Genomic DNA, 20,451 nt, shown 5'->3' with positions numbered 1-20,451 from the left:
CCATGGAACCTCTGAACCGAGACACCATCAAGGATTATCTGATCCAGAAAAAAATCTTTTCTGAAAACGCGCTTCTCAACGTTATCGACCTCCATGAGGAGATCCAGAATATTGAAGGCTATGTCAACCTGATCTTTGCGGTCAGGGACCTGAACAGCAACTGCTCCGTTGTGGTCAAGCAGCTGCTGCCCTACATCCGCGCCTTTAAGGAGGCCGATGGCGGCGACCATCCGGTGCTCATGGAACGCCTGCGCACCGAGATCGCAGTGCTCACCTTTATGGGAACCCTCTATGAGGATATCGCCCCGGACATCTACCTTTTTGACGAGGCCGCAGGTGTCATTGTCATGGAAGACCTCATGGATCTTGAGCTGCTGCGCTTCGAGCTGACCGCGGGTGTCACCTACCCCGATGTTGGCAAAAAAATGGGTATTTTTCTGGCCCTGCTGTTCTTCCACACCTCCGACCTTTTGATGACCGGCCGCAAGCTTGAGGGTGTGAAGCACTTTTTTTACAACGATGAATCCAAACGGCTGTATGATATCCTGTTTGTGAACAATGTCCTGCTCAGCGCCGAAAAGCCTCTGGAGCCCGAGGCCGAGGACACCCGGAAGCGTATCCTGTCCAATGAAAAAATTCAGGCACGCGTCCGGTCTCTGGGTTATAAATACCTGAATAATGACGAATGTCTGATCCACAACGATCTCCACAGCTCCAACATCATGGTAGGGCCAGACAAAGTCAAGATTATTGACACAGAATTTTCCGGCTATGGGCCAAAGGCCATTGACATCGGCCGCCTGACCGGCAGCATGATCATCAACTATGTGTCCTGGCTGGGCTATAAGGCCGTATCTGAGGACAAGCGCCTGGCCATGCAGGCCTATGATCTGGATTTTATATCGGACATGTACCAGAGCTTTAACCGTACCATGGAAAAGCTCTGGTCTGAAAACCGCGAGGTCAGCTACCGGCTGAAGGTTCTGAGCTGTCAGGATGTCTGCGACAGCATCTTTCAGGATGCCCTGCAGTACGCGGTTATCAGCCTGATTACCCGCATCTCCTCTGATATGGCCCTGACCTGTGATCTCAAGCGTATTGAAAAGCGCGAACTCGGCTTTATTCAGAAGCGCTCCCTTGAGATCGCGGAGTACACGCTGCTCATGACCGATACCTTCCACAGCATCGACGAATTCAACACGTTCCTGCGCTGCTGCGCAGGCATCGAACAGCAATAAAAAAGCAACCCGTATCGCAGCGATACGGGTTGCTTTTTTATAAATCATTCATTATTCGCCGGGCGCCTACTCTCCTGTCGCAGCCTGATAGGCTTCGCTCCCAATATCGCCCCAGTCTTTTTTGCCCGAGGCGATGACCTCCCCGGTATCCCGGACCACAGCGTACATATCGAGGATGGATGTGTCCACCGCGTGGCGCTCCTCCCCTCTTTGCTCGTAGGTAACCTGCTCAAGAACCGCCAGGTCGCAGGCGTCGTTCTGAGACTTCCGATCATAGACCAGCATCAGGCGCACCAGGCGTCCCTCGTCATCAGTGGATTCCCTGAGGATGAGCTGCTCATTTCCCTTGGCGTCTTCAGTCCAGCTACGGCTCATGCCCTCCTGGCCTTCAAATTCTGCGTGATAAATTTGATCCAACACATCACTGTGGGTGAATGATCCTGCGCTGGGCGCTGGCGCTTCTGCCTGGCAGCCGGCGAATAAAAACAGAACCGCAGCGGCGGCTGTGGCAGCCATAAGCCCTCGGATTAAAATCTTATTTTTCATTTTTTGCTCCTCGATCTTTGTCGAATACTTTATCACAATTTCCTTTATGCTGCCTTTTTACACCTCTACATGAATATAGCCGCTGGCGTAATAGGGCAGGACGTTCATACCCAGCTCTTTAGCAGTCTGGGCCAGATCGCCCACAGCCACACCTGGGCAGTACAGGTCCGCGGCGTCGCCCCGCTTGTGAAAGGACCATGCCACACCACCTACCTCCGTGTTTCGGCCCTCACACCGTACGCCGGAGGTGATGATGACAGGACGCCCGCAGTACTGGCGCAGGACTTCGATTCTGTCGAGCAGCGCAGGGTTCATCCGGGCCGGCCAGCCGTCACAGAGGCCGGCACAATCGCATCGGTATTCTGCCATCTCGAAATGGGCGCTGGCCATTTCCGGCGCTGGCACCTCCGGTAGAGATTCGGCGCCAGGGCTTCCGTGCTCCTGCGCTGGAGACTCAGGCTCTTGCGCAGTCTGCTGTGGGCCCGGCTGGGCGATTTCTGACTGCGGCGGCAAAACACTTTCTCCCGGCATCACGCCGAAGATAAATACCAGGCCGGCGCTCCCGGCGGCCAAAAAAATCCAGAGGGCAGTCTTTTTATATTTCATTCTCTCTCCTTTTATCTCAATCAAAAACGGGCAGGCTGTCTCCTGCCTGCCCGTCAAAATACCTGGGGTTCCCTTTGCTATTCTGTCTCCAGAGGGACATCAGTTTTTGTGGTTTCGATCTTGACGGCGTTTGTGGCCTTGACCAAGGCAAAGCCTTCGGGCTCAAAAACGCCCTCGTCCAAAATGCCCTGAGCGCCTGTCTTGATCTGCTCGTCGGTGATGCCTTCCAGGTAATCCGGAACGCTCACACTGTAGCTTTTGCCGTCGCTGCGTTCAAAATACAATACTAAATCCTTACTTGTTTCTGCTGACATCTGTTTCTTCCTCTCTTTCCTGAATTAAATGCTTAAGCGTTTTCTACCAGATCATCGGTGGTAACCCGCATACAGCCCTCCCCGATGGGTTCCTGTAATCCCTTGATATGCTTGTAGGTCGCGTAGAGCGCCTCATCCGTGGCGGCGGGTTTGACGTCGCCATAGGTTTTTGTCTTCTTCACGATCTTTCCCTTTTGCTCTCCATAATTGGAGACCACCTTCAGCGCCACTGCTTTTGTGTACTTTACAACTGCCATTTGCTAACCTCACTTTCTGTCCCGCTTTTGGGGTACGCTTATATATCCGGAAAAAGAGTCGCGGGTCACATACGCTTCAAAATATTTTTTCGTCCTCCATTATCGCCTTAAGCCGCCGCAGCCCCCGGTGTATCCGCATTTTAACCGCTGACGTGCTGAGCTGGCATTCCACCGCGATGTCCTTCTGGCTCTGGCCTTCCAGGTAATAGGCTATGATAGCCCTGCGCTGGCCTTGGGGCAATTGCCCCAAGGCCCACGCTAGCTTTTCCAGACGCTTTTTTCTTTCACGCTCCTCATGGTAGGCCTGGATAGGCTGTATGGGGTCAGGCACCAGCTGCCCCAAAGAGCTTCCATCCTCCGCGGCCGGGGAATCCAACGATACCGCCGGGCTCACCGACCGGTCAAAGCGGCCCTCACGCCGTTTTCTGAAATAAAAATCAAGACAGCTCCGGATATAGCCTGGGAAAAGGTGGTTGATCTCCGGGTCATAGCGCCGCACTGCTTCCAAAAACGCGGCTGTTCCGTCCTGATAAGCGTCCTCAAAACTCCCCTCTTCCAAACAACTGCCAGCCATTTTCAGAATAAGGGGCCGGAAGCTCTGGAGCAGCAGCTCCGCGGCCCGTTTGTCTCCCTTTTGAGCCTCTGCGGCCCAGGTGTTAATCAGCTCGTAATTTTGGTCCTCCAATCACAACTCCTTTCTCAATCCTCACGGACGCCGCGCAAAGTAAGCACCAGCTCGGGATGATGATACTGGACTGCCTCACAGTATTCATTAAACTGATCCTCTGCCTCCTCCTCGTCTCTTGCCCAGAGCTCCAGCTCCAAGTCGCAGTCCGCCCGGACGGTGTAAGGGCGTTTTCGCCGCAGGATTGCCCTGCCGCTGCCTAAACGGTTCATATCAAACCTCCTTTCTTTTCTCTCAGAGCCCACTCTGCGTTAAAGCGGGCCACGTCGTTATCAGGGTATTCTGCCCGGACAGCGGCCTTCTCCGCATCGGTCAGCGGGGGCAGAAGATTGAAGCCCATGATGTTGTCTCCGCCGCCCTGAGTAGAACCATATAGAGAAGACGCTTTATGATTTATAGTATTTATGAATGGTGCAGTCTCTGGTGCGTCATCGGTGCGGGTCTGCGTCCACACCATGGTGCGGGCTCCACTCTTTTCAGCAGTCACCCATATCTGGGCAAGTCCCGGATCAAAGGGGATCAGGCGGTAATCTCCTGCCTCCTGCCCAGCGTGCGGGGTATAGTCGATGCGGCCGCGCTTAACCAGGTGTCTGCGCTGGTGATTGATTTTGAAACGGTCCTTGAGGCCAAGGGCCTGTCCTACCACCGAGTTGGCCGCCCGGAAGGTTACAGGCCAGTACCAGCGGCCGTCCTCTGCCAGAATGGCAGCCTTGTTGTTATAGTACATGAGCAGATGCCAGTAAGCCTGAAGGATCGGGGTGAGCGGATGCTCCGCCATCCACCTGTAAAAAGCCAGAAGCTCGGTCAGGTAGTTCATCGTCCGCTCTCCCCGGCATCCGGACAAAGCCGCTCCGCGAAATAGCGCTGTCCCTTCGGGGTCACCATGGGCTTCTGGTAAAGATGCCAGCGCCCGTATTTGTCTCGGACACTGTTTTCCCGCAGGACGAGCACGCCCAGATTCACAGCCTTCTGGGTTGGCTGATTCCAGAAGCAGGCGCGGCGGCACAGGTAGCCCTGCTCCCTCAGCCAGGCGTACAGGCGGTTCTGCCCCATGCTCTTTTTGTTTTCCCTAAAAACGAGCTTGGCCATGGCTCCCACGCTGATACAGTCCCCGGCCACCTGGATGGTCTGGCCAAACAGGGCGTCGGGCAGGATTCTCTGGTAATCGGCCTGGGCTGTTTTCAGCTGATGTTCCATGACGTCGCAGCGGCGGAACATACGCTCAAGGTTCCCGCACAGAATTTCGATACACCGGGGATCCTTTTTCAGGTTCTCCAGCTGCCCGGGGTCGATGTAGGCACCGTAGTGGAGGATGGCGGGCAGGATCACGCTGGTCACATAGTGGCGGAAACGGCGGGCTTTATCCTGACGGCTTGCCAGAATGAGGGCAAAAAGGCCGCTCTCGTTAATGACCAGGGTTCTGCGTCGACGTCCGTATTTATCGAGAACCTCCTGGATCAGCACATCTTCGGGCTCCACATGGCGCTTGACGGCCTGGCGGTGGTTCTGGTAGTCCATGGCTTCACAGACGTCCTTCGCCACAAAATAGACGGTGGGTGAAGGCTCCAATTCGCCTCCCGGGCGGACAAGGGTACGCACGCTCGCAAACTCTTCACTCTCAAAGACCTTCTGTATCAGGCAGCTTTCGGCGGTTTGATTTTTGTTTGTGTTCTGCATTGTAAAGTTCCTTTCGGAACACCGGTGTTCATTTGTTTTTTAAGCTTGACCCTATGATACCGCATTCGAAAAATTCCTGCTTTTTGCAAAACAGCCAGACAATGCCAAAAACAGGCTTTTTTAAGTAAAATAAACTTCCAAAAAGCTAAAAAAGCCCCTGAATGAAAAATTTTGAGCTTAATTTAATCTTTTTCAGAATCGCGGACAAATGCGGCAGGGATTTGAAAGCATCAAAAAAACGCCTCTGGGGCGTCATTGCTTCCGGGTATGGATTATCGGCCGAACAGGGATGCCACCCCTGTGGCACTGGTATGGTTAATCTTGCCCCGGAAATGGGGGGCACCTCACTGTTTCTTTTTTCTTTTACTACAGCACCATCGCCTTTTCTCAAGGGGCTTAGAATTTTTCAAAAAACCAGTTTATATCTCCTGGAGCATAGCAAAGAACCCCGCACCACCCAACCCGTATCGCTACGATACGGGTTGGGTTTTATAGCTTCTTCTCTATATCTCCTCCGGTGCCGGGACAGGGACAGTCATACTGGCTTCGGGCAATTTTTCGGGGGCAAACAGCTTATCCACATCCACAGTACGCTTGTCAACTGCTGTGCACAGGCCCATGGTGGCCAGGGTGGCGGGCAGGCACAGGTAAATCATATCTGGTACAATGTGTACTGCCGGAAACAACAGCCACAACACCATAATGAACAGGTTCACTACCACAGTGGCTGTGCAGGTACTCTTTCTCAAGAGCCTCGGACAGTAGATGGCCGACAGGAGAATAAAGCAGTACGGCGTGTAGACCACGATAAGCTGCATCATAAAGCCCAAAATAGAGCGGATATTCAACGCCGCAAAGGCCCCCAGCACGCCAAAGACCACAATGATGGCCTTGGACATCAGCAGCTGTGTGCGGTCGCCCATATTTGGCCTGATCTGGCGTACAATAATGTCTTTAGTCGCCACGGTCGCCAGCCCCATCATGCAGGAGGTAGCTGTGGAAACATCAGCAGCCCAGAGGCCGGCAAGGGTAAATCCCGCGACCCAGGGGTTCAGGTTAGACATGAGCATGGGAAAAGCAAGGCTTGCGCTTTCCAGCTCCGGGAGTGTAGCCGCAGCCATGATCCCGATAAAGGCGCACAGGAAACCAATGGGGACGATCAGGACAGCTGCGATGATGGTTCCATACCTGGCGGCCTTTTCACTTCTGCCTGCTGCTGTGGCCTGGATCAGGCCCTGGTTAGGCGGGGACTGGATAACCATCGAAACAACCCATCCCACGATAATCACCGGGCCGACGCCCTCAAACATGCTGAACCACTGGCCGCCCTGGGGCAGGCTCAGGGTAATATGCTCCCAGCCGCCGCCATTGTTCAGGGCCGCAATAAAGCCTGCGATCACTCCCAGATAAATCATGGCCACATTGATAACATTGGTCAGCGTTGCACCCATATAGCCCCCAAACAGGGCAATGGCTGTAAATACCAGGGCCGAGATGATGACCCCGTTCGTCATATTAAAGTACTGGGGCAGCAGCGCCGTCAGAATCGCGCCGCCTGCGATGGCCTGGAGGGCGTTGATGCCAAAAGCTACCACCACCTGAATGACGCTGGATACAATACCGTCAAAGCGGTTGAACAGGCGGATGAATATCTGACTGGTGGTGCTGACGCCAGTGCGGCGCAGCTTTTTACACATGAGAAAGGCAAAAGCCAGAATTCCAATGGTCCAGGCAATATTGTACCAGACGGCTGAAAGGCCATTGGTATAAGCGCTCTCGGCGATACCGATGGTACCGGTGCCGCCGATGGCGGTACCGGCCACCATGGCAGCCACCAAAAGGGTTGGCAGGCGGTTGCCTGCCAGCAGAAAGCTGCTGGAACCACCCCTGGCCGACGACAATCTGCCGGACAGCAGGGAAATTCCAATCAGCAGGGCCATATAAACGATAATGATCGCAAAGGAAATATTCATCATGCCCTCCTCTATGCATATGAGCCGTATAAATCACTTCTATTGAAGCTGCGGTGCGTCCGATTTCTTCTTGCTGGCGGCAAAAATAACAATGGCTGAGATAATACTGCCGGCAATCAGACAGACGGCCGCAATCTGCCAGTCGGCCCGGGCCGAGGTCATTCCGAAAATCCCGCGGATAAACTTCAGGATATAGGGTGACAGGAACTGGCCGATACCTGTGCCGCAGGTATAAACCGAAATGGCCAGGGCCGCGTATTTGGGACTGGCTGCCGATCCGGCAACCGCCATGGTAACAGCTGGGTTAAAGGTTCCGAAGCCAATGCCGAAGATCACCGCGGCCACCAGCATTACCGGGTAGCTGGGCGCCATGATCAGGATCACAAAGGCGATGCCCACACACAGTGCGCCAAAGGATGCGGCATACTGCTTCAGGAATTTGGACATGGAACCATAAAGCATTCCGATGACAAAGGAGCCTGCTGTAAAGGTGCTGAGCACAAAGGAGGCCTGCCCGGCGTCACCGAGTTTGTCCGCGCTCATGACCATAGCCACATTGGTCATAAAGCTGAACTGCATAATATTCAGCAGTGCACAGAGCAGTGCCAGTATATAGGTCATGGTGGTCAGCTTCTTTTCCCGGACGGTTGAACCATCAGCCGCCTTCTCCGCTTTCTTAACCCCCGTATCCGGCAGCTTAAACCAGATTAAAACCGCGATGGGGATAACCAGGAAAAAACCGAAAAAGGAAAAACGCCAGTTGTAAGCCGCCAAAAACCCGCCGAGGGACTGAAACACCACTCCAGCGGCAGCGCCGACAGCGCTCTTAAAGCCCATGAGCTTATTGGCCTGCGTACCCGTAAATAGATCGGTGATAACCGCAGAGGCCATGGGAAATACCATTCCATAGCCTGCGCCAAAGACCACACGCATGGCAATCATAAAATTCAGATCGCCCACAAAAGCAGAAGGAATCCCGCCCACAAAAATCAGAAGCATGGAAATAGTAATGATCTTCTTAATACTCATCACCTGAGTCAGTTTACCGGCCACCAGGGCAAAGATTACCATCATTAAAGACGGTATGGTGGACAGCAGCTTGACCGTTTCCGGCGCGGCCGTCGGAAAAGCTTTGGCAATCTCGGCCAGAGCCGGGGTGGTCATGCTGGTGGTGTACATCAGCAGGGCGACAGACAGGGCGGCTATTTGTACGCCGACACCATAATTTTTTTCACTCATTTTAAGTCTCCTCAATTCATTTCTTTTTAATTTCCGGATAGATTTTAATTATCCGTGTTTAATAATAACCGCGTTTAAATTTATTTTAATGATATATTGTTTTCGTAAATCTGTCAACTTTTATTTTCTTTTTCTTTAGTAAATTTTTTATAATTTTACTTAATTTTGCCAATTTTAGCCATTTTAAAAACTTTTATTTCGTAAATAAAAAAATATTTTTTTGAAAACCGTTGACAAACCCCTCAAAAGCGATTATACTTTTTAATAAATCAACCGCGTTTAATTTTTGAAAGTGAGGAGAAAATATGACTGAAGCCATTAAGAAATTACAGGAAGAGCGTACCGGGCTGTTTGCAGACCTGTACCGGGGAAAAATCCCCAAACGCGTCCCTATCCGGGGCGGACTGACCACCGAGGCCGCCATCGAATATGCAGGCATGGATATCAAAGAGGTGCAATGGCACTCCGAAAAAATGATCGACGTGATGCGCTACGCAGCCGAACGGATTCCCGCCGATGTGGCGCCAGTACGGCCCCACACCCTGCGCAATCCTTACAAATATCAGCTGCTGGGCGGCAAGACCATTGTCATGAACGCGGAGGGCTATGCGCAGCATCCCGAGATCCACGGTCTCGAACCCGAACAATACCCTCAGTTTATCGAGGACCCTTACAAATGTATGCTGGAAACCATTCTGCCCAGGCTGTACGACGGCCTGAACCAGTCCCCAGTGCAAAATGCGCTGAACCTTGCCAAGGCCTATAAGATGCACAACGACCAGGCCGCCCAGGGAATTGCCCAGGCCGCTCAGGTCAATGAGGAATTCGGCTTTGCCACTGCCCCTCCCGGCGGCTTTACTGAAGCGCCCTATGATTTTATGGCAGATTTTATCCGCTCCTTCAGTGGTACCTCCAAGGATATCCGAAGACACCCAAGAGAGCTCCTGGCAGCCTGCGAGGCCGTTACCCCCATTATGATCAACCAGGGGCTGGGGCCAGTGCGCACCGTTGACGCCCGCTGCTTCCTGCCTCTGCACATGGCGCCGTTTCTGAATATGAAACAGTTTGAAAAATTCTACTGGCCTACCTTTAAGAAAACAATCGAAGCCCTCACCGATGCTGGCATGGGCGTAGATCTCTTCGTTGAGCAGGACTGGATGCGCTATCTGGACTTTCTGAGGGAGCTTCCCGGTCGCATTGTTATGCGCTTTGAATTCGGCGATCCCAAACAAATTAAGGAAAAGCTCGGAGACCGGCACATCATCGCCGGCCTCTACCCCATCGGCCTTTTAAAGACCGAAAGCAAAGAAAAATGTATTGATAAGGCCAAGGAGCTGCTGGACATCTGCGCGCCTGGCGGTGGTTTTATCTTTGACCTGGACAAGGATATCCTGTCCATGAGCAGCGCCAACATTGACAACCTCATCGCCGTGCAGGAATACGTCCGTGAGCATGGCGCCTACTAAAAATCAGGAGGAAATTATGGAATCACAAGCTTACTACACCACCTGGGAGGACTACGTCAAGGAACATCCCGAAGTCGCCAACGAAAACTACCACGCCGATATCATGCAGGCCTACGAGGAAGGCCTGTACAAGTTTATCATCGGCCTGTTGATTTAAGAAAAGGAGAAATAAACATGAGTGAAGCAATGAAAAAACTACAGGAAGAACGAACCCAGCTGTTTACGGATTTATACACAGGCACCATCCCCAAAAGGATTCCCATCAGCGCTGCCCTGCCCCTCGAGCTGCGGATCGAGTACGCTGGCAAGGATCTGGGCCGCACCCAATGGACCCGGGAGGACATGCTCGGCATCTATGAAAAATCCTTTGAGCTGACCGCCAGCGACGCTTACCCCTCCAGCTTTGCTACCTACCCGGCCCACCACCACCTGCTGGGCTCCAGATCCTTTATGATGGGCTCCAAGGGCATTATCCAGCATCCCGAAGTCTCTGCCATGCAGCCTGAAGATTATGACGATTTTATCGCCAACCCCTACGACTGTCTGATGGAAAAAATCTTCCCGCGCATCTATCCTGTGCTGGATACTGACCCGGTCAGCCGCTCTCTGGCCCTTGCCAAAGCCACAAAGGCCTATTTTGAATACGCCGATTTTTACGCAGGGCTCGACGCACAGCTCATTGACAAATACGGCTTTTTTGCACCGCCTGCCGGCTCCGGCAGCGGCGGCACCACCCCCTTCGACCTTCTGTCCGACATTCTCAGAGGCTTTAAAGGCATTACCATGGACATCAAACGCTGTCCCGAAAAAATCCTGGCAGCCTGCGACGCCATTCTGCCCCTGTCCATCAAAAAAGGCACGCCCGTCAAGCCGTCTCCGCTTGGCGCCAACTTCATCGCCCTGCACATGGCTACCTACCTGCGTACCAAGGATTTTGAAAAATATTACTGGCCCACCTTCTACAAGCTGGTCCACGGCCTGGCCGAAAAGGGACAGACCTGCCTCATCTTCTGCGAGGACAACTGGATGCGCTACTTGGATTACCTCTATGAGCTTCCCCAGGGCACCCGCTTCTATTTTGAATACGGCGATCCCAAGCTCGTTAAGGAAAAGCTTGGCAAGAAACATATTATCTCGGGCTTCTACCCCATTACTTACCTTAAGACAGCCACCAAGGAGCAGTGCATCGACAAAGCCAAAGAGCTCATTGACATTCTGGCGCCAGGCGGCAACTACTTCTTCAATTTTGACAAAAGTCCCTACTCCCTGAATACCATCAATCCGGAAAACTACAAAGCCGTACTGGAATACGTCCGCGATAACGGCACCTACGAAAACGCCGGGCAGCAGGTCTGGGATAAGCCAAAAGAATCTACCATCGACCATGTGCTGGCAGACATACCTGAGTTCAAAAGCAAATACTACACACCCTATGACACCTTTAAACAGGACCACCCCGCTCCCAGAGCCGATCTGGACGATGTGGTCGGCCAGAAAATGCAGCAGTACGAAGACATGCTCTTCCACATGCTTATGATGATGTGCTGATAAAAAAAGCAGAGACGGTTTCAGCCGCTCTGCTTTTTTGTTTACAGGACTTTAAAATTTTTCCCGACTGAAATTTCAATCTTGTCCACGATCTCCCGCGACCGCTCGATATAGTTCTCAATCAGTTCATTGTCGATCTTCAGGCTCTGGAGCAGCAGACGGATTTCTGTTTCCGCCAGATACTCAGATGAGCAGTCCAGAAAGCCCTCGTTTCTGGCCACATGCAGACCGTGCACAACTGACAGGTTTGCCAGGGCCAGGGCCTTGACATCCACCCTGCTCAAGCCCAGCTTGTGAGTTTTGTTGATGTTTTCAATAAAGCCCACAGATGCGCTTTCTGTTTTCATAAAAATGTTGGAATCGCACAGCTCATGGTAAAAACGGTTAAGTCCTTTATTGCGGTTACAGTTCCTGTTCTGGAGACGGTATTCGATGGCTGTGCGCAAAAGCAGATCGCTGTCCGGAAACTGGCTGGCAATGATATTCTGAGTTTTTACCTTCATAGCCACCATGTACTCATTATAGACCTCAAGGGCCAGATTGTTTTTGTTGCCAAAATAGTAGGAAACCATGGCCTTGTTAGCACCGGATTCCCTGGCGATCTCCGCCAGTGTGGTCTTCACAAAGCCATTTTCATAAAAAAGCTTTCTGGCGGTCGCATATATTTTTTCCTTTGTCTCTAAGCCTGTTTTATAATTCGCCACAGATTTTTCCCCTTTTGCAGTTTCTTACTCTATTTTAGCATAAGCCGCTTTGATTTTGCAGGGGTTTTTTAATTCGGCCCGTATCGTCACGATACGGGCCGGGCCGACCGCTAGACAGAGCCCCAGTATTTTTCTTCAAAGGCCTCGGGTGAGATGGGTCTTGAAATATAATAGCCCTGAATACTGTCTGCGTCCAGATCACAGACTGCTCTCAGCTCGTCCTGCTCCTCGACGCCCTCCACACATACGGTAATGCCCACACTATGGCACAGCTTGATGACCGATGCGATAAAGGAACGATTAAACATATTCTCATCTCTGTCGATTGCCTCGATAAACAGCCGGTCGATCTTGACAATATCTGCCGGTGACTGAGACAGCATCCCCAGCGAGGAATAGCCTGTGCCAAAATCATCCATGGCAATCTGGATGCGCATACCACGCAGATGCTTAAAAATTTCCTTGAGGCCGCCCATGTCCGTTACAAAACAGCTCTCTGTGAGTTCAAGCACAATATGCCGGGAATCCAATCCGTGTTCCTCCAGTGTCTTTTCCACATGCCCGGCAAAGGATTCATCCAGCATCTGGAGATAGGAGATATTGACATTCATGATAAAATCCGATTCCCTGACGGACCACTTTTTGCAGGTTTTGACTGCCTGCTCCAGCACCCACTTGCCAACAGGCACAATGAGGCCGCTGGATTCCAAAAGCGGGATAAACTCAGCCGGCGCCACCTCGCCAAAGGGCTCACCGGACCACCGCTTGCCAACAGGCACAATGAGGCCGCTGGATTCCAAAAGCGGGATAAACTCAGCCGGCGCCACCTCGCCAAAGGGCTCACCGGACCACCGCAGCAGGGCCTCGGCGCCAGCCAGGCCCAGATCCTTCGAGTGGGCAAAGGGCTGATAAACCAGCCGGAACCCCTCCATGCCGTTGACCACGCTCAGCTGCAGCCGGCTGGTCAGCTCCAATGCCCGCAGCTTTGAACGCATCAGTGCTGGCGTATAGGCTGTCATAGTATTTTTCCCCTTGGCCTTGGAGGCCTCAAGGGCGCTGGACGCACATTTAATCAGATCCGGATAGTTCCGACTGTCCCGCCCCAGCAGGGTGATACCTGCAGACACTGTGCAGAAATATTCCTGGCCGTCCAGGTTGTGTACCCTGTTGCTGTAGACGTGCAGCCGTTTATAAATAGCAGCCAGCTCATCCTCGCCCGCGCCGGGGCACACTACAGCAAACTCATCCCCGTCAAACCGGTACATACTGGCTTCCGCTGGCAGCAGCTGCTGAACTGTCTGGGCAAACTGGCGCAGCACCCCGTCGCCGAAAAGATGGCTGTTAAGGTCGTTAATCCGCACAAAATCATCCAGTCCCAGCAGCATCAGGCCGCCGGGCTTTTCAGTTTCCTTATCCAGCAGCTCGCTGATCTCCTTCTCACATTCTCTGTAGGTAAAAAGGCCGGTGGTGTAGTCAATCTTGCCCATTTTTCCAAGATCAGTCACCACCCCAGCAAACATGGCTGGCTGGTTTTGGTTATCCTTTTGCAAAACACCCCGGCAGAGCACCCATATATACTCTCCCTTACGGTTGCGCACCTGGTATTCCACATGATGAATATCCGTATCACCCCGCAGCATTTCATCAATGCTTTCGTTGTAACGGGGACGGTCCTTTTCATGGACCAGCTCTCCCCACATGGGCACCAGCCCCTTAAACTGGCGGCCAGGCAGTTCAAAATCCCTTTCCATGTTTGGAGAAACCAGAGCCATATCGGTATTCATGTCCACAATATAGACGTAATCGTCCGTACTCCTGATGATCGCGCTGTAAAAAAGAGCAGGGTCAACCGTAAATGTTTTAAAAAAATCATCTGACTGTGCCATAATTATTTGATCCCCTCTAAAAAATGTACTGCCTCTGCAACTGTTTTCCAAGCCTGCCGGGCATTCCCATATAACACCCGCAGGCCATTACCCAGCCCACCTGACTTTTATAAATTTCATTTATACATTATATCAGACGTGATCAAGATTCGCAATAAAAGTCTGCACAATTCAAGGGGTATTGCGGTGATACGGGTTGGAGGGTTCTTGAATCGCAGCCTCTCTCAGCGGTTTTGATTCTGTTGCTTTACCATATCCACCTAACTCTCCCATATTTTCCGCACTCCTGCAAGTACCCTTTTGGCCCGTTCGTACCCCAGCTCGTTCTGCCTGCCGCTCTGGTATGTTCCGATTACAAAACCACCCGCAAGGTAGATGCTGCCATTATCGGTCTGCAAGTCCATGTCTTCATCAAAAAAATGGAAATTATAAAAACTGTAGGCGTCGTCATAATTTCGTCGGTTGTTTATAAACTTGACGCTCACGCGTGTTTTTACCGACACCATCAACGCTCCTGCCCCCGCCAGATAGGGATAATCTTTTTCCATGCCCAGCCACGCTGCCATATACTGGCGGTATATGGCCTCGCTAAGACAGCGCGACCGCATCATTCTCCTGATGTAATCCCGGGGACCAACACCGTCAGCCAGACGGCTGACCATTCTCCCATCCTCCAGGTAATGAACGCGGCTGTTATTGCCGTAATCATCGTAGACAGCCTCTATAAAGAGTATATCTTTACTTCTTAAAGCTTTGTTAACAGATTCACTTGTCTTCTTCATTATTTTTCTCCTTAAAATTTTGATAATAAAAAAAACAGAAAGCACTTAAGCCTTCTGTTCCAGTGGGTGACAGCAATTCCCCATTCGACAGCATGTCTATTAAATTTTCTGATTTTTCTGTTTTTTGTTTTATGAATGGTTTTTTATTCACCAAAAATGCAGAATATTATTTTTTTACTATTTTTTCAAGTATATCGTATAAGCGAAGTATTGTCAACAAGATTATTTATAAAAATAATATTTATCTTTTCTTCTTTTAGCCAAACTGCAAAAACAACCCGTACCGTCCCGATACGGGTTGTTTTTTTATGCGGCAAGTCCCTTTTCCTCCGCTTCGGCCTTTTGAGCGACTTTATACTCATCCAGACGGTCCCGCCAGACGCTGCCAGCATTCTGGATTCCCAGAAGGTCTGGATCAAAGACGGGTTCCAGCCCCAGTTTTTTCTGGCGCTCGTAATCCTTGAAGATTGCCAGACCCTGGTTGCTCAAAATCAGCACTGCGATCACGTTAAGCCAGGTCATCAGCCCACAACCAATGTCGCCCATGGTCCACACCACAGACACAGCCTGCAGGCAGCCCTGGAACGCGGCCAGAATAAAGATTCCGCGGAACACGTACAGGAAGGGCTTGTTGCTCTTCATCCACGCCTTTGTCTCATGAAAAACGTAAACCAGATTGCTCTCGGCATAGTAGTAATAAGCCAGGAGGGCAATAAAGGCGAAAAGCAGGATGGAAACCGCGATAAAGGGCGCTCCGAAGCCGGGAAAGATGGTGTCGATGGCTCCATGTACATAGGCGACGCCATATTCCTTTCCGGGCATGCCCTCGAACAGGAAGCCGCCGGCTGGTCCGACCACGTTGTAGCAGCCGGTCAGCAAAATCATAAAAGCAGAGGTCGTACAGACCAGGATGGTCCCTGCGTAAACGCTCAGGCACGAGGCCAGCCCCTGCTTTACCGGGTGCGATACATCGGCAGAGCCGGCCATGATGGCTGAGGTTCCTTGTCCTGCCTCATTGGCGAACACGCCGCGCATCACGCCCTTGGAAAGAGCCGCGCCGGCCAGCGCGCCAAAAACCGGCTGGACACTGAAAGCAGACTGGATGATCATCATAAACACGCCGGGCACCTTGCTGATGTTGGTTCCGATGATGATAAAGGAAACCAGAAGATAGGCGCAGGCCATAAAGGGGGAAACCTTTTCCGCCACGGCTGAGATACGCTTTACGCCGCCGAAAATGCAGATTCCGACCACCGCGGCCAGCACGATGGCAATGATGAGGGTGTTCCAGCCAAAGGCCTGGTTCAGGCTTGAGGTAATATTATAGGACTGGACCCCGGGCATCAGGATACCGGGCGCCAGAATTGTGACCAGGGCAAAGGCCTTAGCATACCATTTTTTACCAATTCCCCGCTCGATATAGTAGGCCGGACCTCCTCTGAACTCGCCGTTGACAGTGATCTTATATGCCTGGGCCAGAGTGGACTCGATGAGGGCGATGGCTGTTCCGAACAGCGCTACCACCCAGAGCCAGAAGATTGCCCCCGGGCCCCCCAGAGCGATGGCCGTGGCCATACCGGCGATATTGCCGACGCCCACACGCCCTGCGGCGGTCATGATAAATGCACGCAGACCAGATACCCCTTCATCTGTACCCTTGCCTTTGTTATCGTTCAGCAGCCGGAACATCTCCTTGATGAGCCGCAGCTGCGGAAATTTCATCCGCACCGAAAAATAGACGCCGGTGCCCAGAATCAGAATAATCAGCGGGATACTCCAGACCACATCGTTGACACTTGTTACAATACTCTCTAACATAATTTCCCCTCTCGTTTACTGGCAAAGCCGCTGTAATTCTTTATACAGCGGCTGACAGCTCATCTCTACTGATTAATCTTCAAAATAGCCGGCCGGGTACAGCGGGTATCTGGAAATTAACGCCCGGGCCTGTGCCTTACAGGCGTCCAGATTCGTCATATTTTCAGGGTCCTTCGCGACCTTGTCCATGATCTCAGCGATTTCCCTGATGGCGTCCTCCTCCAGCCCACGCTGAGCAGTAGAGGTCAGGCCGATTCTTACGCCGCTGCACACAAAGGGGCTTTCCATATCAAATGGGATCATATTCTTATTGACTGTAATGCCCACATATTCCAACGCCTGTTCAAAGCTCTTTCCAGTCAGTCCCTTTGGTCTTAAATCGACCATGACAATATGGTTGTCGGTGCCTCCGCTGATGATGCGGAAGCCGTAGCCCTGGAGCTCCTCAGCCAGGGTTTTGGCGTTGCGGACAACACGTTCCATGATTTCTCTGAACTCTGGTGTGCCGATATATTTGAAGGAATAGGCCTTGGCGGCGATGGTGTTCAGATGGATGGAGCCCAGAGTCCCCGGGAATACGGATTTGTTCAGAGCCTTTTCGTATTCCTTCTTGCAGAAAACCATACCGGCGCGCGGGCCGCAGAAGGTTTTGGTGGTGGAGGAGGAGACAAAATCGCAGTGCGGGATCGGGCTTGGGATGACCTTGGCCCCGACCAGGCCCGCGATGTGAGCCATGTCGTTCATCAAAATCGCGCCGCAGTTCTTGGCGATCTTGGCCATGCGCTCATAGTCGATGAGTCTCGGGTAAGAGCTGGCGCCGGTGATTAAAAGCTTTGGCTTATATGCCATGGCCTGATCCTCCAGAGCGTCATAGTCGATGACCTCGGTTTCCTTATCAACCCCGTAAAAGTCATATTCATAAACTTTTCTCAGGAAATTCACCGGGGAGCCGTGGGTCAGATGGCCGCCCTGGTCCAGACGCATGCTCAGAATTTTATCTCCCGGGTTCAGCACCGCGTTAAACACGCAGTAGTTTGCGGTTGACCCGGAGTATGGCTGTAAATTAACATACTCGGCGCCGTAAAGCTCCAGCGCGCGGCGACAGGCTAGGCTTTCAATGGCGTCAGCCTGTTCAGAGCCAGCCTGGAAGCGGTTTCCCGGCAACCCTTCCTCAGTCTTATTGGTGAATACACAGCCGCTCAGCTCCATGACCGGCGTGGGCGCAGTGCTCTCAGACGCGATCATTTCGATGTTGTGCTCCTGACGGTCAAGCTCTGCCTCTACGATGGAATAGACTTCCGGATCCAGTACCCTTGTTGTTTTTAACATTTCAATACCTCACTTCGTTTTCTGTGTTTGTTTTCGATGATCTCATTCTAACACGATTACAAAGCGCAATCTATGAAGAGAATTGTCGATTTCATGATCATTTTTATCCAGTTGACACAAAAATAGCTGTCACTATAATATCGTGACAGCTTATATATTTTACTTCTTCAGATAATCTGACGGCATACGTCCGGTCTGCTCCTTGAACTTTTTGTAAAAATAATTCACATTCTCATAGCCCACCTGCTTAGCCACCTCCTGTATGCTGTAGGGTTCGTTTTTCAGCAGATCGACAGCGTGCTCAATCCGGATTTTGTTCACATAGCCGATGAGGTTGGTGTCCACGTAGCGCTTAAACTGCTTGGAAAGGTAGCTGGCTGTGACGTGAAACTGCTCCGACAGCAGCTGGAGTTCGATCTTCTCTGTAAAATGGGTGTGAATGTACTCCAGCACCTGGTTAACCAGGTCATTACCCGTAAAATTCCAGCCCACAGACCGGAGCAGAGCCTGGGTAAACTGCTCATACTCAATGGGTTTGAGAATAATATCCCTGGCGCCCATGCGCAGGGCCCGCTGGGCGTACTCGAAGGACTCGTAGGCAGTGATAATCACAATCTTCACATCAATCGCCTGCTCCTTCAGGGCTTCCATGACCTCAAAGCCGTCCATAAGGGGCATCTTGATGTCCAGAAATACCAGATCCGGCTTCTTTTGGCGGATCATCTGCAGGGCGCTCTCTCCGTCCAGGGCAACGCCCTCAACCTGGAGCGGCAGCTTTTCGCGCGCGATAAAATGCTGTATGATCTTGGAAACGGCCTTTTCGTCGTCAGCGATAACCACTTTAATCATCGTTCTCCACTTCCTTTTGATATGAGTAGGGCAATTCCAGAATAATCCATGTGCCGATGCGCTCATCGGAGTACACATTCATCGAAAAATCCGGGCCGAAGCGCATTTTCAGCTTGGCATAAATCAGTGACAGGCCATGCTCACTGCCCGAGGGCAGGCTGTCGTTTATGCGGCTCAGGGTGCCGTAGTCAATCACCGCGCCATTATTGTAGATGGAGATCAGTACCTTGCTGCCGCTTGGCTGAGCCGTGACAGACAGCCGCTTTTTCAGGTTGTTGGTGTCAAAGCCATGGGTAAAGGCGTTCTCGGCGATGGGCTGTAAAAAGTTAAAGGGCACCAGCCAGTCGTCAAGCTGAGTATTAATCTTGATATCCACCTGCAGGCTGTCCTCGTAGCGCAGCTTCTGGAGCTTCAGATAGGTCTTAAGGTAAGCGGCCTCCTGGCTGAAGGGCACAAAGTTCTCCTTGGTCTTGGTGGTGTAGCGGAACATCTTGGACAGGTCGATGATGGCGTCGTACAACTCGTAAGCATCCTTATCCAGAGCCATACCGGCCATACAGTTCAGGGTATTGAACAGAAAATGGTGGTTGATGCGCAGGTCGGTCACGATATTCTGGGCAGCCTTGAGGTTTTTTTCCAGCCGCTTGCTGTATTTCTGGGCGTCGTCGATGTCCCTCTCCTTGGCTTCCAGCACCCTGCGGGCGTCGCTGAACACGCAGAAACTCACAATATGCTCGGCAATCCTCCTGAGCAGCATGCGGATGCTCAGGGCTGTGCTCTCCGGCGTATCGTACAGCTCCTCGGTGCGGTCGCTGGTCTTGCCCTCGCTTTTCATGGTGGACAACAGGATATAACCGCCCTGAATCACACCGATGCACCGGTTTTCATGCACGATGGGCTGCTGGTAAAGGGTCAGGCCGTAGGGGCAGACAAACTGCCGGTAATCCCAGGGCTCGCTCAGGTTCGCCTGTCCCATGCCCCGGCATGGACAGCTGCTGCTGCCAAACGGGTTGCAGCGCTCTGTGCAGTAATCCGGAAAACAGTTTGTCTGCAGCACTGTTTTGCCCGCAGTGTCGTAGATGGTCAGGGGCAGCTTGAGCGGGTCGATGGACTGCTGGCGCACGCCCTCCACAGCCGCATAAAGAATATCGTCTGACGGTGCCTCCAGGTTTATTAGTGTATCGATGGAAATCTCCTCCGCACCGTATACCGGGTTGGAGACCAGCAGCTCTTTTATCTGCCCGTCGGTGGGGTTATAGACCTCATGGGAGCTTCCTGCCTCCATATAAAAGATCTGCCCTGGCTCAGGCTCGACACGCTCTCCGTTAATGTAGTAAATGCCCCTGCCCTGCAGCACATACAACAGCTGCTCCTGCCCGTAATGCACATGCTCTGCCAGATGTCTGCCGGGCTCGATGACCACAATGCCAATATTCATATTCTGTCTTGGGTTATTTTCTGTCTTGACATGCTTCCAGTCTATATAACCCCACTCCATTACCTGAACCGCCATACCAATCCCTCCTCTGCTAAA

Annotated in this window: 21 protein-coding genes; 4 read left to right on the top strand and 17 right to left on the bottom strand. The window is 52.1% G+C overall.

From position 1 onward, the window contains the following. The first annotated feature begins 2 nt into the window (after nucleotides 1-2). Entirely contained in the window at nucleotides 3-1,238 is a 1,236-nt protein-coding gene (locus tag CPZ25_RS17265; RefSeq protein ID WP_096920064.1) for an S-methyl-5-thioribose kinase, read from the top strand. Between the two features lie 66 nt (nucleotides 1,239-1,304). On the opposite strand, the gene CPZ25_RS17260 is transcribed toward CPZ25_RS17265, so the two are convergent. The 10 genes from CPZ25_RS17260 to CPZ25_RS17215 all read right to left on the bottom strand — a co-directional run bounded on the left by CPZ25_RS17260 (nucleotide 1,305) and on the right by CPZ25_RS17215 (nucleotide 8,535). Continuing rightward, nucleotides 1,305-1,784 carry a hypothetical protein gene (locus tag CPZ25_RS17260; RefSeq protein ID WP_096920065.1) on the bottom strand — a complete coding sequence of 160 codons (480 nt, stop codon included), beginning with the start codon at nucleotides 1,782-1,784 and terminating at the stop codon, nucleotides 1,305-1,307. 57 nt (nucleotides 1,785-1,841) lie between these two features. After that, nucleotides 1,842-2,390 (bottom strand): YcbK family protein, encoded by a 549-nt coding sequence (locus tag CPZ25_RS17255; RefSeq protein WP_096920066.1) that lies wholly within the window; start codon nucleotides 2,388-2,390, stop codon nucleotides 1,842-1,844. Between the two features lie 77 nt (nucleotides 2,391-2,467). Continuing rightward, nucleotides 2,468-2,704 (bottom strand): DUF2922 domain-containing protein, encoded by a 237-nt coding sequence (locus tag CPZ25_RS17250; protein WP_058695649.1) that lies wholly within the window; start codon nucleotides 2,702-2,704, stop codon nucleotides 2,468-2,470. A 32-nt stretch (nucleotides 2,705-2,736) separates the two neighbouring features. Beyond that, nucleotides 2,737-2,961 (bottom strand): DUF1659 domain-containing protein, encoded by a 225-nt coding sequence (locus CPZ25_RS17245; RefSeq protein WP_038352148.1) that lies wholly within the window; start codon nucleotides 2,959-2,961, stop codon nucleotides 2,737-2,739. A 76-nt stretch (nucleotides 2,962-3,037) separates the two neighbouring features. After that, nucleotides 3,038-3,646, bottom strand: a complete 609-nt coding sequence (locus CPZ25_RS17240) for an RNA polymerase sigma factor (RefSeq protein WP_096920067.1) — start codon at nucleotides 3,644-3,646, stop codon at nucleotides 3,038-3,040. 14 nt (nucleotides 3,647-3,660) lie between these two features. Next, nucleotides 3,661-3,858 carry a hypothetical protein gene (locus CPZ25_RS17235; RefSeq protein ID WP_058695652.1) on the bottom strand — a complete coding sequence of 66 codons (198 nt, stop codon included), beginning with the start codon at nucleotides 3,856-3,858 and terminating at the stop codon, nucleotides 3,661-3,663. Then, complete coding sequence (locus CPZ25_RS17230; RefSeq protein WP_096920068.1) at nucleotides 3,855-4,463, bottom strand: restriction endonuclease subunit S; 609 nt, start codon at nucleotides 4,461-4,463, stop codon at nucleotides 3,855-3,857. Before CPZ25_RS17230 ends, CPZ25_RS17235 begins: the two co-directional genes overlap by 4 nt. Further along, nucleotides 4,460-5,323: a phage antirepressor KilAC domain-containing protein gene (locus CPZ25_RS17225; protein WP_096920069.1), complete on the bottom strand. Its 864-nt coding sequence runs from the start codon at nucleotides 5,321-5,323 to the stop codon at nucleotides 4,460-4,462. Before CPZ25_RS17225 ends, CPZ25_RS17230 begins: the two co-directional genes overlap by 4 nt. Nucleotides 5,324-5,826: 503 nt before the next feature. Further along, entirely contained in the window at nucleotides 5,827-7,299 is a 1,473-nt protein-coding gene (locus CPZ25_RS17220; RefSeq protein WP_096920071.1) for a sodium:solute symporter family protein, read from the bottom strand. A 36-nt stretch (nucleotides 7,300-7,335) separates the two neighbouring features. After that, nucleotides 7,336-8,535: an MFS transporter gene (locus CPZ25_RS17215; protein WP_058695657.1), complete on the bottom strand. Its 1,200-nt coding sequence runs from the start codon at nucleotides 8,533-8,535 to the stop codon at nucleotides 7,336-7,338. A 305-nt stretch (nucleotides 8,536-8,840) separates the two neighbouring features. On the opposite strand from CPZ25_RS17215, the gene CPZ25_RS17210 reads away from it, so the two are divergent. The 3 genes from CPZ25_RS17210 to CPZ25_RS17205 are packed head-to-tail and all read left to right on the top strand — an operon-like array spanning nucleotide 8,841 to nucleotide 11,549. Beyond that, entirely contained in the window at nucleotides 8,841-10,001 is a 1,161-nt protein-coding gene (locus tag CPZ25_RS17210) for a uroporphyrinogen decarboxylase family protein (RefSeq protein WP_096920072.1), read from the top strand. A gap of 16 nt (nucleotides 10,002-10,017) precedes the next feature. Further along, a complete protein-coding gene (locus CPZ25_RS20575) occupies nucleotides 10,018-10,158 on the top strand; it encodes a hypothetical protein (protein ID WP_167495264.1) in 141 nt (46 codons plus the stop codon). 17 nt (nucleotides 10,159-10,175) lie between these two features. Next, a complete protein-coding gene (locus CPZ25_RS17205; RefSeq protein ID WP_096920073.1) occupies nucleotides 10,176-11,549 on the top strand; it encodes a uroporphyrinogen decarboxylase/cobalamine-independent methonine synthase family protein in 1,374 nt (457 codons plus the stop codon). Nucleotides 11,550-11,590: 41 nt separating this feature from the next. Here CPZ25_RS17205 and CPZ25_RS17200 read toward each other — a convergent pair whose 3' ends face one another. The 7 genes from CPZ25_RS17200 to CPZ25_RS17170 all read right to left on the bottom strand — a co-directional run bounded on the left by CPZ25_RS17200 (nucleotide 11,591) and on the right by CPZ25_RS17170 (nucleotide 20,430). Beyond that, on the bottom strand, nucleotides 11,591-12,253 hold the full coding sequence (locus CPZ25_RS17200) for a TetR/AcrR family transcriptional regulator (RefSeq protein WP_058695660.1): 663 nt from the start codon (nucleotides 12,251-12,253) through the stop codon (nucleotides 11,591-11,593). A gap of 110 nt (nucleotides 12,254-12,363) precedes the next feature. Further along, nucleotides 12,364-14,139 carry a bifunctional diguanylate cyclase/phosphodiesterase gene (locus CPZ25_RS17195; protein WP_096920074.1) on the bottom strand — a complete coding sequence of 592 codons (1,776 nt, stop codon included), beginning with the start codon at nucleotides 14,137-14,139 and terminating at the stop codon, nucleotides 12,364-12,366. A gap of 260 nt (nucleotides 14,140-14,399) precedes the next feature. Continuing rightward, the gene (locus CPZ25_RS17190) at nucleotides 14,400-14,921 is read right to left on the bottom strand and encodes a hypothetical protein (protein WP_096920075.1); all 522 of its coding nucleotides are present in this window, start codon (nucleotides 14,919-14,921) and stop codon (nucleotides 14,400-14,402) included. 306 nt (nucleotides 14,922-15,227) lie between these two features. Next, on the bottom strand, nucleotides 15,228-16,739 hold the full coding sequence (locus CPZ25_RS17185) for an alanine/glycine:cation symporter family protein (protein WP_096920076.1): 1,512 nt from the start codon (nucleotides 16,737-16,739) through the stop codon (nucleotides 15,228-15,230). 72 nt (nucleotides 16,740-16,811) lie between these two features. Continuing rightward, complete coding sequence (locus tag CPZ25_RS17180; protein WP_058695664.1) at nucleotides 16,812-18,068, bottom strand: serine hydroxymethyltransferase; 1,257 nt, start codon at nucleotides 18,066-18,068, stop codon at nucleotides 16,812-16,814. A 159-nt stretch (nucleotides 18,069-18,227) separates the two neighbouring features. Beyond that, on the bottom strand, nucleotides 18,228-18,917 hold the full coding sequence (locus CPZ25_RS17175) for a response regulator transcription factor (protein ID WP_058695665.1): 690 nt from the start codon (nucleotides 18,915-18,917) through the stop codon (nucleotides 18,228-18,230). Continuing rightward, entirely contained in the window at nucleotides 18,910-20,430 is a 1,521-nt protein-coding gene (locus CPZ25_RS17170) for a histidine kinase (RefSeq protein WP_096920077.1), read from the bottom strand. The genes CPZ25_RS17175 and CPZ25_RS17170 overlap by 8 nt, the downstream gene beginning before the upstream one ends. Nucleotides 20,431-20,451: the final 21 nt, after the last annotated feature.

Origin of the sequence: Eubacterium maltosivorans (genome assembly GCF_002441855.2) — a bacterium.
In the GTDB taxonomy this organism is placed as follows: Bacteria; Bacillota; Clostridia; order Eubacteriales; family Eubacteriaceae; genus Eubacterium; species Eubacterium maltosivorans.
The sequence above is the reverse complement of the archived record's forward strand: the minus strand, read 5'-3'. Positions and strand labels throughout refer to the sequence as shown.